The 16,654-nt window shown below is 61.2% G+C and carries 17 protein-coding genes, 1 pseudogene and 1 riboswitch; of the genes and pseudogenes, 5 read left to right on the forward strand and 13 right to left on the reverse strand.

Features of this window, described 5'->3' with window-relative positions:
* Positions 1-507 precede the first annotated feature (507 nt).
* A complete protein-coding gene (locus tag IEX53_RS01880; protein WP_188820862.1) occupies positions 508-939 on the reverse strand; it encodes a type II toxin-antitoxin system HicB family antitoxin in 432 nt (143 codons plus the stop codon).
* 47 nt (positions 940-986) lie between these two features.
* On the reverse strand, positions 987-1,181 hold the full coding sequence (locus IEX53_RS01885) for a hypothetical protein (RefSeq protein WP_188820864.1): 195 nt from the start codon (positions 1,179-1,181) through the stop codon (positions 987-989).
* 145 nt (positions 1,182-1,326) lie between these two features.
* On the opposite strand from IEX53_RS01885, the gene IEX53_RS01890 reads away from it, so the two are divergent.
* A complete protein-coding gene (locus IEX53_RS01890; RefSeq protein WP_188820866.1) occupies positions 1,327-1,674 on the forward strand; it encodes a RidA family protein in 348 nt (115 codons plus the stop codon).
* A 12-nt stretch (positions 1,675-1,686) separates the two neighbouring features.
* On the opposite strand, the gene msrQ is transcribed toward IEX53_RS01890, so the two are convergent.
* Positions 1,687-2,409 carry a protein-methionine-sulfoxide reductase heme-binding subunit MsrQ gene (gene msrQ, locus IEX53_RS01895; protein WP_188820867.1) on the reverse strand — a complete coding sequence of 241 codons (723 nt, stop codon included), beginning with the start codon at positions 2,407-2,409 and terminating at the stop codon, positions 1,687-1,689.
* A gap of 1 nt (position 2,410) precedes the next feature.
* Positions 2,411-3,355: a protein-methionine-sulfoxide reductase catalytic subunit MsrP gene (msrP, locus tag IEX53_RS01900; protein ID WP_188820869.1), complete on the reverse strand. Its 945-nt coding sequence runs from the start codon at positions 3,353-3,355 to the stop codon at positions 2,411-2,413.
* A gap of 190 nt (positions 3,356-3,545) precedes the next feature.
* Here msrP and IEX53_RS01905 point away from each other — a divergent pair, with 190 nt between their 5' ends.
* The 3 genes and pseudogenes from IEX53_RS01905 (at position 3,546) to IEX53_RS23740 (ending at position 6,654) form a co-directional block, all read left to right on the forward strand.
* A complete protein-coding gene (locus IEX53_RS01905) occupies positions 3,546-4,481 on the forward strand; it encodes an alpha/beta hydrolase (protein ID WP_308429125.1) in 936 nt (311 codons plus the stop codon).
* Between the two features lie 364 nt (positions 4,482-4,845).
* Positions 4,846-6,279 carry an aldehyde dehydrogenase family protein gene (locus tag IEX53_RS01910; RefSeq protein WP_188820871.1) on the forward strand — a complete coding sequence of 478 codons (1,434 nt, stop codon included), beginning with the start codon at positions 4,846-4,848 and terminating at the stop codon, positions 6,277-6,279.
* A gap of 116 nt (positions 6,280-6,395) precedes the next feature.
* Positions 6,396-6,654 (forward strand): annotated as a pseudogene (locus IEX53_RS23740) (DUF6429 family protein).
* A 334-nt stretch (positions 6,655-6,988) separates the two neighbouring features.
* Here the strand turns inward: IEX53_RS23740 and IEX53_RS01915 are convergent.
* The 9 genes from IEX53_RS01915 to lepA all read right to left on the reverse strand — a co-directional run bounded on the left by IEX53_RS01915 (position 6,989) and on the right by lepA (position 15,487).
* Complete coding sequence (locus tag IEX53_RS01915) at positions 6,989-7,759, reverse strand: ABC transporter permease (protein ID WP_188820873.1); 771 nt, start codon at positions 7,757-7,759, stop codon at positions 6,989-6,991.
* A gap of 11 nt (positions 7,760-7,770) precedes the next feature.
* The gene (gene tenA, locus IEX53_RS01920) at positions 7,771-8,517 is read right to left on the reverse strand and encodes a thiaminase II (protein ID WP_188820875.1); all 747 of its coding nucleotides are present in this window, start codon (positions 8,515-8,517) and stop codon (positions 7,771-7,773) included.
* Positions 8,514-9,488 (reverse strand): ABC transporter substrate-binding protein, encoded by a 975-nt coding sequence (locus IEX53_RS01925; protein WP_188820877.1) that lies wholly within the window; start codon positions 9,486-9,488, stop codon positions 8,514-8,516. The genes tenA and IEX53_RS01925 overlap by 4 nt, the downstream gene beginning before the upstream one ends.
* Positions 9,485-10,105, reverse strand: coding sequence for a thiamine phosphate synthase (locus IEX53_RS01930; RefSeq protein ID WP_188820879.1), 621 nt, complete (start codon positions 10,103-10,105; stop codon positions 9,485-9,487). The genes IEX53_RS01925 and IEX53_RS01930 overlap by 4 nt, the downstream gene beginning before the upstream one ends.
* Before the next feature lie 218 nt (positions 10,106-10,323).
* Entirely contained in the window at positions 10,324-11,094 is a 771-nt protein-coding gene (locus IEX53_RS01935) for a thiazole synthase (protein WP_188820881.1), read from the reverse strand.
* 1 nt (position 11,095) lies between these two features.
* The gene (thiS, locus tag IEX53_RS01940; protein WP_188820883.1) at positions 11,096-11,293 is read right to left on the reverse strand and encodes a sulfur carrier protein ThiS; all 198 of its coding nucleotides are present in this window, start codon (positions 11,291-11,293) and stop codon (positions 11,096-11,098) included.
* Positions 11,290-12,144 (reverse strand): bifunctional hydroxymethylpyrimidine kinase/phosphomethylpyrimidine kinase, encoded by an 855-nt coding sequence (gene thiD, locus IEX53_RS01945; RefSeq protein ID WP_188820885.1) that lies wholly within the window; start codon positions 12,142-12,144, stop codon positions 11,290-11,292. Before thiD ends, thiS begins: the two co-directional genes overlap by 4 nt.
* Before the next feature lie 84 nt (positions 12,145-12,228).
* Positions 12,229-12,330: riboswitch (TPP riboswitch) on the reverse strand.
* Positions 12,331-12,386: 56 nt separating this feature from the next.
* Positions 12,387-12,818, reverse strand: coding sequence for a hypothetical protein (locus IEX53_RS01950; protein ID WP_188820886.1), 432 nt, complete (start codon positions 12,816-12,818; stop codon positions 12,387-12,389).
* An 860-nt stretch (positions 12,819-13,678) separates the two neighbouring features.
* Complete coding sequence (gene lepA, locus IEX53_RS01955; protein WP_188820889.1) at positions 13,679-15,487, reverse strand: translation elongation factor 4; 1,809 nt, start codon at positions 15,485-15,487, stop codon at positions 13,679-13,681.
* Positions 15,488-15,630: 143 nt separating this feature from the next.
* On the opposite strand from lepA, the gene IEX53_RS01960 reads away from it, so the two are divergent.
* Positions 15,631-16,638 carry a complex I NDUFA9 subunit family protein gene (locus IEX53_RS01960; protein WP_188820891.1) on the forward strand — a complete coding sequence of 336 codons (1,008 nt, stop codon included), beginning with the start codon at positions 15,631-15,633 and terminating at the stop codon, positions 16,636-16,638.
* Positions 16,639-16,654: the final 16 nt, after the last annotated feature.

The following is a 16,654-nucleotide window of genomic DNA, read 5'->3' on the forward strand; positions in this document are numbered from 1 at the left end:
CTTGATTCTGTCAGATTGAACAGGAGCTGGCCCGGCCGGCTTTCAGGCAGCGCAAAACTGCCGTCAGGCCAATATGTCCGAACGTGGGGCGGCTTATAGATGCAACCTCCCCCCAAGTCAATTGCGGTGCGCACAAGTTCTATTCCATTAGAATTCCGTAAGGAACGACAAGGTTTTCGGCGCTTCGAAAATGGTATTGCCAGCAGTAACGCCACTCTCTCAATAGTTTAAAATTCCATCTTTACAACCAATAAGAATCGTGACTAGATAAAGCAATCGAAGGTTGATCTGCCGATCCGGCACGCAAGGCGGGTCCCTTCGAGCATCCGCGGAGCCAGAGGGGCTTCCCGGCTTGGGAGGAGGGAGCCGGGAACACGGATGAAGTTTGCAGGACGCCGGTCGGTCGCATGAGTATCCCATCGCTTCGTGCGCATGACGCCCTGCAATGCCGACCACGGCCTGGCTTGATGGGGCCAGGCCGTGGCGCCTGTCGCTAAGGATGCGTCCTCACGCCGCGTCCTGAATGGACACCACGACCCTTTTTCCCAGAACGGCCAGCGCTGCCTGAAGTATCGGGAGTTTGGACGGGTAGTCAGGGTCCAGAATTCGCCTCGCTTCCGTTTCAGCCTTACCCAAGCGCCTCGCCAATTCGGTTTTGGTGAGGCCGGAGGCGTTGAAGGCTTCGATAACCGCCAGTTTCAGCGCGTCGGACGCTTCGACGGGGACGGGCACGAGATCGTCCGCGCGAGCGCAGGGGATCGGCAATGGACGGTCTCCCACAAGGTAGCCACGCAGCGCCAGCCCGAGTGCCTCGGAGGCGTTGCGCAACGCTTCCGCATGGTCGGCGCCGCCGGTTATGGCTTCCGGTACATCGGGAAAGGTGACGAGATATCCGCCATCGGGATCGTCCGTCAGTTTGGCGTGATAAATGTAATTCATGAGAACTTCTCTTTCGGTTGGGCATGGATTTTCAGGAGTAGCTGGGATCAGATAATCCCCAGTTGTTTCTTGATGGCTTCAACTCGAAGCGGCGTCAGCTCGCCGGATTGGATGGTTGTTTCTCTATCTCCAAATCTAACCCGGTAGTGCGCTCCCTTATCTCTGTTTTCGTTGACTTCGAAAGTTTTGCCGGTTTTGCGAGCCAATTTTCGAAGCTCGCGAAGAAGTGCTTCCCTTTTCATAATCGCCCCCTTCTCTTGAAATAAATATCGCACGAAAACGTACGATTCGCAAGGGAACTCATATTAGGACACGGTGCAATTTTGCGATGATCGGCGTGCTTGCGTATGATATTGACTGCCGTCCCAATCAAACTAGGAGTTTGTAATGAGCATTCGCCGCATCGAGCCCGATCCGCGCATGAGCCAGGCCGTCGTCCACGGCAACACCGTCTATCTCGCCGGACAGGTCGGCGAGCCGGGCCAAAGCGTTGCTGAGCAGACCAAGACCATTCTTGCCGAAATCGACCGGCTTCTGGCGGAAGTGGGAAGCAGCAAGTCCAAGCTGCTGCAGGTGATTATCTGGCTCGACGACATGGCCAATTTCGCCGAGATGAACGCCGTCTGGGATGCCTGGGTCGATCCGGCCAACACGCCTGCCCGCGCCACCGGCGAGGCGAAGCTCGCAAGTCCGGAATACAAAGTCGAGATCATCGTCACCGCGGCGGTGGATTGATAAGCGCGCCCTTTATCCTTCCCCCTTGCGGGGAAGGTGCCCGTGGAGCGGGCGGATGGGGGTGGTGACGTTTGTGCTTTTGCTAACGACCGTAGCGCAAACGTCACCACCCCCACCCGACCCTTCGGGCCACCCTCCCCGCAAGGGGGAGGGAGAACGGCGTCGCGGACGCACCGCCCTCCACAGGAGCAACCCCGCAATGATCGCGGCATAGATCACCGGTTCGGCCTGCCAGCTTTTCTTCGACAGGATGAAGTGGATCGCGCCGCCGGCAGCGGCAAGGTAGACGAGCCGGTGCAGCGTCACCCAGTTGCGCCCAAGCCGCCGGATCGACCAGCTGTTGGAGGTCACGGCGAGCGGAACGAGAAGCACGAGGCTCGCCATACCGATGGTGATGAAGGGCCGCTTGACGATATCGGCGACGACCGCATTCAGATCCAGCGCCTGGTCGAGGATCATGTAAACGCTGAAATGCATGGCCGCATAGTAAAAGGCGAGCAGCCCGAGCGCGCGCCGATAGCGCAGGAGGTTGACCGAGAAGAGGTCGCGCAGCGGCGAGACCATCAGCGTCAGGATCAGGAAGCGCAGCGCCCAGAGCCCGAGCGCATGCTCGAACGCTTTCACGGGATCGGCGCCGAGGCCGCCGGTGCTGCCTAGATAAAAGCTCCATAGGGCGGGGAGAAGACCTAGGCCGTAAAGCGTCCAGACAAGCGCACTGCCATGCCGTTTGGCCATCTCAAAAATTGACCTTCAAATCCATGCCTGAATAGAGCGAGGCGACCTCTTCCGCATAGCCGTTGAAGGGCAATGTCTTGCGCCGTCCCGAACCGAAAAACCCGCCCTCGCCGATGCGGCGCTCCGTCGCCTGGCTCCAGCGCGGATGATCCACCGCGGGATTAACATTGGCGTAGAAGCCATATTCCTGCGGGTTCTGTTTGTTCCACGAAGTGGGCGGCTCCTTGTCCACCAGGCTGATGCGCACGATCGACTTGATGCCCTTGAAGCCGTATTTCCAGGGCACGACCAGCCGGATCGGCGCGCCGTTCTGGTTAGGCAGCGTTTCGCCATAGAGCCCGACCGCGAGGATAGTGAGCGGATGCATGGCTTCATCCAGCCGCAGCCCCTCGACATAGGGCCAGTCGAGCGCCTGGAACACACCCTGCTGCCCCGGCATCTCGTCCGGGCGCACCACGGTTTCGAAGGCGACGTATTTCGCCGATGAAAGCGGCTCGACCTTGTTCAGAAGCTCGGAAAGCTGGAAGCCGGTCCATGGGATGACCATCGACCAAGCCTCGACGCAGCGCATACGGTAGATGCGTTCCTGGATCGGCATTTTGGTGATCAGATCGTCGATGTCGAACTCCATCGGCTTGGCAACGAGTCCATCCACCTTCACTTTCCACGGCTTCGGCTTGAAATTGCCGGAATTAGATGATGGATCGCTCTTGTCGACGCCGAATTCGTAGAAATTGTTGTAGCTAGTCACATCTGCGAGCGGCGTCGGCGCTTCATCCGTTGCATAGGGTCCGCGCGGAGCCTTGAGGGCTTTGGCCTGCGCAAATGTTGGCGAAACGCCGATCAGCCCCGCCGCGACCGCGCCGGACAGGAACTCCCGGCGGCGCAGATAAACGCTTTTGGGTGTAATTTCGGAAGGAAGCACAGGCGGGATGCGATAAGCCATGGCATTTCTCTGTTCGCCCACAATATGCGACAGAGCATACCAGCATTGTGGCCGAAATGGATCAGCCCTTGTTAAAAAATGCACCGGCGCCATATGCGTTGTCGAAGCGCACGATCTGTTGCATTAGATTACACTGCGTGATGGCGGGATTCTAAAACTTGCTTAACTTCTCGGTGCCAGGATAGGCTTTATGGTGAAGAGTTGTATAACAGGCGTATTGTCCACCCTTCTTTGTCTGGTGCCCGCCCTGCCCGCGGCGGCGTCCGGATTGCCTCAAGCCGTATCCGACCCTAAGGTTCAAAACGAGGCCTCCGGCGCGAAACCGGCTGCTGCCTCCGGCATGAAGACGGGGCCTGCCGGCATCCGGCTCGGCGAGGGTGTGACGATGAAAAAGAAGAATGAAACGGCCGGCCCTGACGCGGTGCAGAAGATCGTCCGCAATCCGCAGTTCCTCTACCGGTTCTACCGCCCGGAGAACCCCACGGCGAGGACGGTGATCCTCCTGCACGGCTCAGGCGGCGATGAAACAAGCCTCGTGCCGCTCGCCTCGAAGATCTGGCCCAATGCGGTGCTGCTCGGCGTGCGCGGCAGGGTGCTGCAGGAAGGGCGCACCCGTTGGTACCGCAGCATCACGCCTGTCAAGTTCGACCAGAAGGATGTGCGCGCCGAAGCCGACGCCTTTGTCATCTTCCTCTCCAAGCTTGCGGAGAGCCACAATATCGATCTCTCCCGCGCCACCTTCGTCGGCTATTCCAACGGCGCGAACCTGCTCGCCGCGACGATGCTGCTGCATCCCGACCTCGTCAAGCGCGCGGTGCTCATGCGCCCGATGCCGGTGCTCGATGAAACGCCCGTCGCCAACCTCTCCAAGGTCAATGTGCTGACCGTGGCGGGCGCTGAGGACAAGATCTATTCGCCCTATGCGCCGGCGCTCTCGGCGATCCTCAAGTCCAGCGGCGCGCGCGTCGCCTCCCGCACCGTCGCGACGGGCCACCTGCTCGGCGACGAGGATGTGCGCATCGTCAGCGAATGGCTGGCGGCGCAGGGACCTGATGGCGCGCCCGCAGTGTCGATGCAGACCGACAAGCCGGCAACCAAGGCCAGCGCACCCACCCCTTCGGAATAGAGCGGTTCATGTCTTGATGGAATCGCCTGAATTGGGTTTTGGAACCGTTGTTATGGTGGAGAGGTAGAGGCATGGATCCCAGTGACAAGCACTGGGATCCATGCCTCTACGGTGACGTCGCCGCAGCGATAAAAGAATGAGCCAACCATTTCCATTTAAGGGTGAAATGGGCTTACCGTCCATGGCGCGGCCTCTTGTCATTCAATTATCGTACTTATGGCCTTGAAAGCACCCGGCCCGGGGCGTAGGTAACTACGGCAATCTTCATTGCAATCTGCATATTCAATCGACGCATCGGACGCTTCGGGACAATCATTCCGCGCCGGTGCCGCCGCCGCAAGGCATGAACGGAAGGACGGGCAAAATGACATTTCACAAGAACCTGATTGATGGCGAATGGATCGGTGAGAGCGGCGTGCCCAACATCAATCCGTCCGACACGAATGATGTCGTCGGCGAGTTCGCGGGCGCAGGCGCGGAAGAGACCAAGGCCGCCATCGCCGCCGCCAAGGCCGCCTTCCCGGTTTGGTCGCGCTCGGGCATCCTTGAGCGCCACACCATCCTGCGCAAGGCGGCGGATGAAATCCTCGCCCGCAAGGAAGAGCTGGGCCGCCTGCTCTCGCGCGAGGAAGGCAAGACGCTTGCCGAGGGCATCGGCGAGACCGTCCGCGCCGGTCAGATTTTCGATTTCTTTGCCGGCGAGGCGTTGCGCCTTGCGGGCGAGACCATCCCGTCCGTGCGCCCGGGCATCGGCGTCGAGGTCACGCGCGAAGCGGTCGGCGTCGTCGGCATCATCACGCCGTGGAACTTCCCCATCGCCATTCCCGCGTGGAAGATTGCGCCGGCGCTCTGCTACGGCAACACCATCGTGTTCAAGCCGGCCGAACTGGTGCCGGGCTGCTCCTGGGCCATCGTCGACATCCTGCACCGCGCAGGCCTGCCGAAGGGCGTGCTGAACCTCGTCATGGGCAAGGGCTCGATCGTGGGGCAGGCCATGCTCGACAGCCCCGATGTCAACGCCATCACCTTCACCGGCTCGGTCGGCACGGGCAAGCGCGTGGCGGCGGCCTCCATCGAGCATAACCGCAAGTTCCAGCTGGAAATGGGCGGCAAGAACCCGTTCGTCGTGCTCGACGACGCCGACATCAACGTGGCCGTCGAAGCCGCCGTCAACTCGGCCTTCTTCTCCACAGGCCAGCGCTGCACCGCCTCCTCGCGCATCATCGTCACCGAGGGCATCCACGACAAATTCGTCGTGGCGATGACCGAACGTTTGAAAGGCCTCGTCGTCGACAACGCGCTGAAGCCCGGCACGCATATCGGCCCTGTCGTCGATGAGAAGCAGTTGAAGCAGGACATGGACTATATCGAGATCGGCAAACAGGAAGGCGCCAAGCTTGCCTTCGGCGGCGAGCGGATCGAGCGCGAGACGCCGGGCTTCTACCTGCAGCCGACGCTCTTCACCGAAGCGACCAACGACATGCGCATCAGCCGCGAGGAAATCTTCGGCCCGGTGGCGTCCGTCATCCGCGTCAAGGATTATGAAGAGGCGCTCGCGCTTGCCAACGACACGCCGTTCGGCCTCTCCTCGGGCATTGCCACGACGAGCCTCAAATACGCCACGCACTTCAAGCGCAACGCGGAAGCGGGCATGGTGATGGTCAATCTGCCGACCGCCGGCGTCGATTTCCACGTGCCGTTCGGCGGCCGCAAAGGCTCGTCCTATGGACCGCGCGAGCAGGGCAAATACGCCGCCGAGTTCTATACGGTGGTCAAGACGGCTTATACGCTGGCTTGACCAGCCTGACTGCCACCGTCTCCCGGGCCGGTGGCACCTTTCTCATCGCAGCTTGTCCAGTCTCTCGATTGTGTGGACTATAAGGGAGCGGATTTGTAGCGAAGGGGAGATCCCAGATGGATTTCGATGAGGACAAGGTAGACGAACGCCGTTCTCGCGCTTTTTTACTTGACGCTTGACCGCGACGGCCGCGCCTGGAAGGGGTTCGATTGGAATGCGTTGAACCGCCTTCAGGAGAAGGGCTTTATCGGCAATCCCGTCAGCAAGGCAAAATCCGTCTGGCTTACTGAAGAAGGCGTCGCGCGTTCGGAGGCGCTTTTCCGACAGATGTTTGGCAAGGGAAGCGTGAGTATCGGGCGGACGGGGAATACTTAAGTTCTTGAAAACGACCGGCTGATGCAGTAAATTAGCGGAGCGGTTCAGGAGCTTTCGCCCCTGAACCTGACGCTCAGACTAGGAATTGAACCCGCACACGGATTGTCCAGCCTGTGCGGGTTTTCCTTATCTCAAGCGTGACGATTATAGGCACGGAATAGCCCATAGTTATCACTCCGTATCGACGGCGAGGCACTGCCAATGCTGACGCGGCCTATCCTCGTCAGTACGTCGGCTGGCTCGACGTTTGCTGCTTTTGCCGTCGATGCATTTTCATAGCAAACGGTTGTAGAAGAGTCTTCTTTCAACTCGGCTGTTTCGCGCTGTTTTATATTTATTTTGCGGGTTTTCTGGGCCAGGCAGCCAGACGTTTTCCGGCATGCGAAACGATGCTGTGCAACAGCATGGTGAAGGCCGCGAGCACGAAGAGGCAGGCGAACATCAGGTCGACTTTCGCCCGTCCGTTGGCGAGCAGCATCAAATATCCAAGCCCCTTTGACGCACCGACCCATTCCCCCACCACCGCGCCGATGGGCGCATAGACGGCGGCGAGGCTGAGGCCGGAGGCGAGCGCGGGGAAAGCCGAGGGAATGCGGATGCGCAGGAGGATTGTCAGCCGCTTCGCGCCTAGAATTTCCGCCGCATCGATGAGGTTCCTGTCTGTCCGGCTCATGCCGTCGAAGAAGGTGGAGACGACGGGGAAGAAGATCATCAGCACCGTGACGGCGATCTTCGACGCCGGGCCATAGCCGAGCCATAGCGTCAGGATCGGCGCGAGTGCGAAGATCGGGATTGCCTGGCTGAAGATCATCGCCGGCATGACCAGCCGCTGCGCGAGCGGCGACATCATCAGCCCGATTGCCGTCAAGATGCCGACCACGCTGCCGAGGAAAAGGCCGCCCAGCACCTCGCCGATGGTGACGGCCGCATTATCAGCGATGAGCGTGGCATTGTCGATGAGCGAGCGGGCGACATCGAGCGGCCCCGGCAGGATGAAGCGCGGCATATGGCCGATGCCTACCGTGGCCTGCCAGACGACGAGCACCGCGACCGCCGACAGAACCCCGTCGGCGATGCGTTTCAGGCGGGAGCGATTTGCCAGCACCTACGCCGCCTTCATTTTTGTGCGACCGCAGTTTCAGACGGAAAACCGGTTCCCACTTTTCCTGAAACTGCTTTCAAGCCCATCTGCCAGAAATCCGCCTCGAGCCTGCTGGCGGTTGCGAAGATCTGGCAGAGTTGCGGCCAGCGCGGGCTCTGCTCGAAATCCGTGCCGATGCGGTCCTTTGCGGCTTCATCGAAGAGCTTGCCGACCGTGTGGCACATGTCCTGATAGCCGGGGCCGGCATAGGTGTCGATCCACTCCTGATAGGGCGTGCCTGATATAGCAGTGGCGGCGACGTTGAGGCCGATCTCGCCATAGCCGAGCGCGCAGGGAACGAGCGCGGTCAGGAGATCGAGGAAATCTCCCGCCTGCCCGCAATCGAGCACATAGCGGGTATAGGCGAGGTTCTCCGGTTCTTCCCTCGTGTTGAACAGCTCTTCTTCGCCGATCCCCTCGCGGGCGCAGATACCGACATGCAGCGGCAGTTCCGTCACCGCCAGCCGGTGCATGGTGCTTGCGCAATGGCGCGTTTCCTGCAAGGTCCGCGCCTTGATGACGCCGAGTGCCCATGCCCGTGCATAATGATGCAGATACACATAATCCTGTTTCAGATAATGCAGGAAGGCGGTCTTGGGCAGCGTGCCGTTGCCGAGCTTCAGCAGGAAGTCGTGCTCGACATAGGACTTCCAATCATCGAGCGTGGCCGCGCGGAGCCTTGTAAACAATTCCGACGAATAATGGAGTTGCGGCTGGCTCATGGCTTGTCGCTCCCGGCGGGTGCGTTCACATCGATGGCGAATTGATCTACGGCCAAGATGGACGGGACGAGGCCGTTCTCTTTCAGATAGGCCTCGTACCGGCTCCAGCGGCCATAATCGAGCGCGGCGGGCGAGCGCGAGAAGCGGGCGACCGTATCCGCCCATGAGCGCTTGTTGAGGTCGTCGTTCAGCTCCGTGCTGTAGGAGGCATAGCTTTCGAAGCTCTTTTGCGGATGGTTGACGATATATTGCGCGGCTTTCTCGGTCGCGGCGAGGAAGCGGGAAATCTTATCCTTCTCCGCCTTGTCGAGCTTGTCCTTGTTCGCGACATAGACCAGCTCATCATAAACAGGCACGCCTTCCTCCTCGACAAAGAAGCACTTGCCAGGCACGCCCTCCACCGCCATCTGGTTCAGTTCCACGTTGCGATAGGCGCCCATGACAGCATCGACCTGTTTCGACATCAGCGACGGCGCGAGCGAGAAATTCACATTGACGAGTTCGACATCGGAGAGCTTGAGCCCATGCTTGGCGAGGATGGTGCCGAGCAGCGTTTCCTCGACGCCCGCGACTGAATAGCCGATCTTCTTGCCCTTTAAATCCTCGATCGATTTGACCGAGCCGTCGTCGCGCACCATCAGGCAGTTGAGCGGCGAGTCGATAAGCGTGCCGACGCGGATGAGCGGCAAGCCCTGATGCACCTGCATGTGAACCTGCTGCTGATACGACACGGCAACGTCGGCCTGCCCGGCGGCCACCATTTTGGAAGGCGTCGAGGCATCGGCGGGCGCGACGATTTCCACATCGAGCCCCGCATCCTTGAAGTAACCAAGCTTGTCGGCGACGATGATCGGCCCGTGATCCGGGTTCACATACCAGTCGAGGATCAGTTTCAGCTTGTCATCGGCATAAGCGGACGAGGCCATCATCAGGCTCGCCGCCATGGACAGGCCGAGCGCAATCTTTCTCATTGGAAAGCTCCATTGCTGTAAGGACGGGTGATTTCAAGCCATTGCCGGACCCGCGCCTCCGGGTCGGCATTCAAGGTGATGTCTGTCACGACGGAGACGATATCGGCCCCCGCCGCGAAAGCGCCGGGCGCGCGCTCGACATTCATGCCGCCGATGGCGACGAGCGGGATATTGCCGATGCGCGCCTTCCATTCAGTCAGCCGCTCCAGCCCCTGCTGCTCCCACTTCATCTTCTTCAAAATGGTCGGGTAGACCGGGCCGAGGGCGATATAGTCGGGCGCGACGATCAAGGCCCGTTCAAGCTCCGCCTCGTCATGGCTGGAGACGCCGAGCTTCAGCCCCGCCTTGCGGATGGCCTCGATATCCGCGCCATCCAGATCCTCCTGGCCGAGATGGACATAGTTGCAGCCTTCCTCGATGGCGATCCGCCAGAAATCGTTGACGATCAGCTGGCATTGATAAAACGCGCAGAGATCCCGGGCGCGGCGGATTTCATCGCGCAATGCCGGCTCAGCCTTGTCCTTGATGCGCAATTGCACGAGCTTGATCCCCGTCGGTAGCAGCCGCTCCAGCCAGGCGGTGGAATCGAAGATCGGATAGAACGGATCGAGCGTCATCTGAGTGTTTCTTTCTTTGGCAGAAGCGCCAAGCGCCCTCGCCCTTCGAGGCTCGTTTCGCTACGCTGCACGAGCACCTCAGGATGAGGGCTACTGAACGCTTCGCTCTTCATGTGTAGGACCGTAGAGCGCCGACGCCCCTTCACCCTCATGGTGAGGTGCGATTGGAGCGAAGCGGAATGAGCCTCGAACCACGAGGGTGAAGGGATCCAGAACATCTAGAGCGCCGCCTTGCCGACAAATGGCGTAGAGGGCGTCGCCACTTCCCGCGCCTCGATAGGACCGGCCTCATAGGCAAGCCGCCCGGCTTCCACCGCCATGGCGAAGGCTTTCGCCATCTTCACCGGATCGCCCGCCTTGCCGACGGCGGTGTTGATGAGGACGGCGTCATAGCCCAGCTCCATCGCCTGAGCCGCATGCGAGGGGACGCCGATACCGGCGTCGACCACCAGCGGAATGCCGGGAAACCGAGCGCGAAGCGTCTTCAAGCCGAACAGATTGTTGAGGCCCCGTCCCGAGCCGATGGGCGCGGCCCAGGGCATCAGCACCTTGCAGCCCGCCTCGACCAGCCGCTCGGCGGCGATCAGATCCTCGGTCATGTAGGGAAACACCTCGAAGCCATCCTCCGCCAGAATACGGGCGGCTTCGACCGACCCGAACATATCCGGGCACAGCGTGTCCTTGTCGCCGATCACCTCCAGCTTGATCCATGACGTGCCGAACAGCTCGCGCGCCATATGCGCCGTCGTGACGGCCTCCTGCACGGTGTAGCAACCGGCTGTGTTGGGGAGCACCTGCACGCCAAGCTCCTTGATCAGCGCCCAGAACTCCTGTCCCTGCTTGTCCGGCCCGGTTTCGCGCCGCAGCGACACGGTGACGATGCTGGTGCCCGACGCGCGCACCGCATCGGCAAGGATAGCTGGCGAAGGATAGCGCGCGGTGCCGAGCATGAGCCGGCTCGCAACTGGGGTACCGTAAAATTCAACCATTTCAGCCTCCTTGCATGGGTGCGAGAATCTCCACCCGGTCATTGTCGTGAAGGGCGGTTTCGCCCCGCTTCGCCGCGCGAACAAATTCGCCATTGAGCGCCGTGGCGACGACGGCCTCGGCGAGATCAAGTTCGGCGAGCAGCGCGTTGAGCGTGGCCGCAGAGGTTTCATGCGGCTTGCCATTGAGGATGATGTTCATGGCCTGGCTCCCATGGTCCAAAGGGCGTGGAAATGATGCACGGGGCCGTTGCCCGAGCCGACGCGGAGCCGGTCGGCGGCGCGGATCGCGCCCTGCAGATAGGCATGGGCGGCGATGAAGGCGTCTTCGAGCGGCAGCCCTTTTGCGAGTTCTGCGGCGATGGCCGAGGAGAGCGTGCAGCCGGTGCCATGGGTGTTGCGCGTATCGATGCGCGGAGCGGTCAGCCGTAAGGGTTCGGCGCCGGCGCGGAGGAGGATGTCGGTGCAATTTTCCGTCCGGCTATGGCCGCCTTTCATCAGAACCGCCTCCGCGCCCAAGGCCAGCAGCGCCCTGCCCTGTTCCACAGCTTCGCTCTCGCTCTCAGCGACTTCGCAATCGAGCAGACAGGCGGCTTCCGGCAGGTTGGGGGTGAGCAAGGTGGCGCGGGGCAGAAGCTTGTCGCGCAAGGTGGAAATGGCCTCGAGGCTCAGGAGCCGGTCGCCGGATTTCGCCACCATGACGGGGTCGAGCACGATAGGCCCTGTATAGCCCGTAAGCCCTCGCGCCACCGTTTCGATGGTTTCCGGCACGGACAACATGCCGATCTTGACCGCATCGACGGAAAGGTCGCCGAACACCGCATCCATTTGCGCGGCGACCATCGCAGGCGGCATATCCTGCACGGCGGTGACGCCCCGTGTATTCTGCGCAACGACGGCGGTGATGACCGACGCAGCATAAACGCCGAGCGCGGAGAAGGCTTTGATATCCGCCTGAATGCCCGCCCCGCCGGATGGGTCGGTGCCCGCTATGGTGAGGCAGATCGGTATGGCCGACGTGGAAAAGGCACGTGGCTGTTCGGTTCTCGTCATGGCGCTCTCATTCCCGAACGGAACTCGAGCCGCCTCGAACTGAATGGAGCTATGCTTCCAACGGGAAAATAATTCCCGGTCCTCGACGAGCCAAACTCCGTTCCCTACGCAGGTATTACCCTGGATCAGGTTCAATGGGTTGGCGCGTTAGCACCTCTCAGCCTTTCGGCACCCCAACGAATTTTGCTGGATATGAGATAGGCGGAAAATGGAGGGCGGTCAAGGGCGGGAGGATGTGACGGTCACGCCTCGCCAGTTATCACATCGCGCCCGCATTTGAGGATGACGTAGCTCGCGGTGATGGTGCAGTTGCCCTCGCCGAAAGCGTCCTGAATGCGGCGCACAGCCGCTCGTAGCGGTTCCATACGCTCGCCTGTACCACAGGGCGGCGCGACCGGATAAGGATAGAGCCAATCATCCTCCCGCCGACGGCCCTTGCAGGCGCCGGCGCGCCTGCAGATGGCAAGGTCACAATCGCGGTGATACCCGAGCACGGTCGCGGCGTATTGTGCAGCTCCACGCAATATGCCCAATGTTACCGCGCGTTCCCGATGAATTCGGCAGTGGGCCTCATATTGCTCGTCAGTCTGGTGCTCGGCTCGCAGCGGCTGGATATAGACGAAATTCTCATAGTCGAACCGCTGTTCGGTAGGGCATAGCTTTTTTCTGGTCATGAACAGGTCTTTGCAGCGGGGTGCATTACCACACCCGCATCTCGCGTCTGGTTGTTGAGAAAGAACATCCTCAAACCAGGAACAGGAAAACGGGCGGTCTTGCGAGCGCTCGTCATTTAATTGACTGCGATCACAAGACCGCCCGTCCGGCGATTTTCGTCTCCGCCCGTTCCGCTTCAGAAAAGGACAAACCGCCCTCCCCCTTAAGTGCTCGTCCAGCACACACCGGGCGTAGTCCCGGCAGGGGAACCCTTGGACGGAGCCTCCCCGGGCGCGCCGCTACGTCAGCAGCACACCGGAGGCGCCGGTCCTTCCCCGCGAGACCCGCCGTCGCGAGCCGCGTTCCCGCGGGAAGAACTGAGGGGAAGGATAAGGGGAGATTATGGGCTGTGGGATAAGTTTTGTAGAATAGGTCGAGGCCTGTTTTACGAGTCGCGTGTTTGATCCGGTTGCGAATGACAAAACTGTCTCTGTCCCCTTGCCGTGGATCCTCGGGTCAAGCCCGAGGATGACGATGGGAGGGACGAAATCGCCAATGTCCAACCGCCGCGCCTGCCGTCGACGCACCTTCGACTCCTACAGTCGTCATCCTCGGGCTTGACCCCAGGGATCCACGGCAAGGGAGCAGTGGCATCTCAGCGCCGCGACGGGCTCCAGGCCCCGCGTTCACAAATCTACTGCCCGATCTGCTCATCCTGCTCGACTGTCAGCGGCTTGATGCCCTCAGTGGACGGGGGTGCGTGCACCACGACCGGAGCAGGAGGATGCGGCGCGGGCGAAGCGCAGGCGACCACCAGAAAAGGAAGAGCGCAGAGGATTAAGCGGATGGCCATGGGAATGGAAAGGGCGCCGCAGCGCCCTCAACTATCCCCCATCTTGAGCGCCTGAATGAACGCCTCCTGCGGGATGTCCACCTTGCCGAACTGGCGCATCTTCTTCTTGCCTTCCTTCTGTTTTTCCAGAAGCTTGCGCTTGCGGGTGACGTCGCCGCCGTAGCATTTGGCGGTCACGTCCTTGCGCAGGGCCGAGATGGTTTCGCGGGCGACGATGCGGCCGCCGATGGCGGCCTGGATCGGGATCTTGAACATGTGCTGCGGGATCAGCTCCTTCAGCTTCTCGCACAGCACGCGGCCGCGCTTTTCCGCCGCCGAGCGGTGGACCAGCATGGAGAGCGCATCGACCGGCTCGTCATTGACGAGGATCGACATCTTGACCAGATCGCCTTCGCGATATTCCGACAGATTATAGTCGAAGGATGCGTAGCCTTTGGAGATCGATTTCAGGCGGTCGTAGAAATCGAACACCACCTCGTTGAGCGGCAGGTCATAGGTGACCATGGCGCGCGGGCCGACATAGGAGAGATCCACCTGAATGCCGCGCCGTTCCTGGCAGAGCTTCAGGATGGAGCCGAGATAATCGTCCGGCGTCAGGATGGTGGCGCGAATCCATGGCTCCTCGATGGCCGCGATCTTTACCACATCGGGCATGTCGGCGGGGTTGTGCAGTTCCTTCACCGTGCCGTCGGTCATCTGCATGCGGTAGACGACCGATGGAGCGGTGGCGATCAAATCGAGGTTGAACTCGCGCTCCAGCCGCTCCTGGATGATTTCGAGATGGAGCAGGCCAAGGAAGCCGCAGCGGAAGCCGAAGCCGAGCGCGGCGGAGGTTTCCATCTCGAAGGAGAAGCTGGCGTCGTTGAGGCGCAGCTTGCCCATGGCGGCGCGCAGATCCTCGAAATCCGCCGCATCGACGGGGAAGAGGCCGCAGAACACCACCGGCTGCGCCGGCTTGAAGCCCGGCAGCATATGTTCGGTCGGGCGGCGGTCCTCGGTGATGGTGTCGCCGACGCGGGTATCCGCCACCTCCTTGATGGAGGCGGTGATAAAGCCCAGCTCGCCGGGGCCGAGTTCGTCGACATTCACCATCTTGGGCGTGAAGACGCCGGTACGCTCGACCGGATATTTCGCGTCCGTGCCCATCATGCGGATGGTCTGGCCCTTTTTCAGCACGCCGTCGATGATGCGCACCAGCACGATGACGCCGAGATAGGCGTCGTACCAGCTATCGACCAGCATGGCCTTCAAGGGGGCGTTGCGGTCGCCGGCCTTGGGCGGGGGCAGTTTCTCAACGATGGCCTCGAGCACATTCTCGATGCCGAGGCCGGTCTTGGCCGAAATCAGCACTGCGTCGGAGGCGTCAATGCCGATCACTTCCTCAATCTGCTGCTGGACGCGTTCCGGCTCGGCGGCGGGAAGGTCCACCTTGTTCAGCACCACGACCAGTTCGTGATTGTTGTCGATGGCCTGGTAGACATTGGCGAGCGTCTGCGCCTCGACGCCCTGGCTGGCATCGACCACAAGCAGCGAGCCTTCGCAGGCCGCAAGCGAACGGGAGACTTCATATGCGAAGTCGACATGGCCCGGCGTGTCGATGAGGTTCAGGACATAATCCTCGCCGTTCTTCGCCTTGTAATGCAGGCGGACGGTCTGGGCCTTGATGGTGATGCCGCGCTCGCGCTCGATATCCATCGAGTCGAGCACCTGCTCCTTCATCTCGCGCATGTCCAGCCCCCCGGTCAACTGGATCAGCCGGTCGGCAAGGGTGGATTTCCCATGGTCGATATGGGCGACGATGGAGAAGTTGCGAATATGGTCCAATGGTGTGCTCATGCGCGCGATTTAGCAGGCGGACCGTGAAACGCAAAGAGGAAACACGTATGGGAACATATGTCCTCTTTCGGCGCGCACAAAAAAACATTACATGAGCCGCAGATAAAAGCCGATGCGCTTCATTGATTGCAGGAGATTGTGCCATGGCCGTCGAGAGAACAGGTCTTCTCAACAAACCGAAACTCGTCACCGTCTTTGGCGGGTCGGGCTTTGTCGGCCGCCATGTGGTGGCGGCGCTCGCCAAGCGCGGATACAGGGTGCGCGTCGCGGTGCGCAACCCTACGCTGGCGCCCTATCTTCAGCCGCTTGGCAATCTGGGCCAGATCCAGACCGTGCAGGCCAATCTGCGTTATCCGCAGTCGATCGAGCTGGCGCTGCGCGGCGCGGATCACGTGATCAACCTTGTCGGCATCCTCTCCGAAAGCGGAGCCCAGCGCTTCGACGCGGTGCAGCTGGCCGGCGCGCGCGCGGTGGCGGAAGCCGCGAAGGAAAAGGGCATCCCGCTGACCCATATGTCCGCCATCGGCGCGGACCCGCATTCGGCCTCGGCCTATGCCCGCACCAAGGGCGAGGCGGAAAAGGCGGTGCATGAGGTGCTGCCGCATGCCACCATCATCCGCCCCTCGATCATTTTCGGGCCGGAGGACGGCTTCTTCAACAAATTCGCCAATATGGCGCGCTTCTCGCCCTTTCTGCCGCTGATCGGCGGGGGCAAGACGCTGTTCCAGCCGGTCTATGTCGGCGATGTCGCCGATATGATCGCGCGGACGGTGGACGGCACGGTCGAGCATGGCCGCGTCTACGAGCTCGGCGGGCCGGAGGCGATGAGCTTCCGCCGCTGCATGGAGGAGATGCTTGAGGTCATCAACCGCAAGCGCATCCTGCTGCCGATCCCGTGGTTCGCGGCGCGCATCATCGCCGGGGTGGCGGGCCTGCTGCCGAAGCCGGTCATCACCAACGATCAGGTGACGCAGCTGCAGCATGACAATGTGGTCTCTGATGAGGCGAAGCGCGAAGGCCGCACGCTGGAAGGCGCCGGCATTCGACCGACCGGCACCGACGTGATCCTCCCCTCCTATCTCTGGCGCTATCGCGAGCAGGGGCAGTTCACCAAAAAGGAACTGCCGCCGAAATGGGCGGACCAGAAATAACAAAGGGGCCGCGAGG

The sequence above is a fragment of the Paramesorhizobium endophyticum genome, assembly GCF_014640615.1.
Classification (GTDB): domain Bacteria; phylum Pseudomonadota; class Alphaproteobacteria; order Rhizobiales; family Rhizobiaceae; genus Paramesorhizobium; species Paramesorhizobium endophyticum.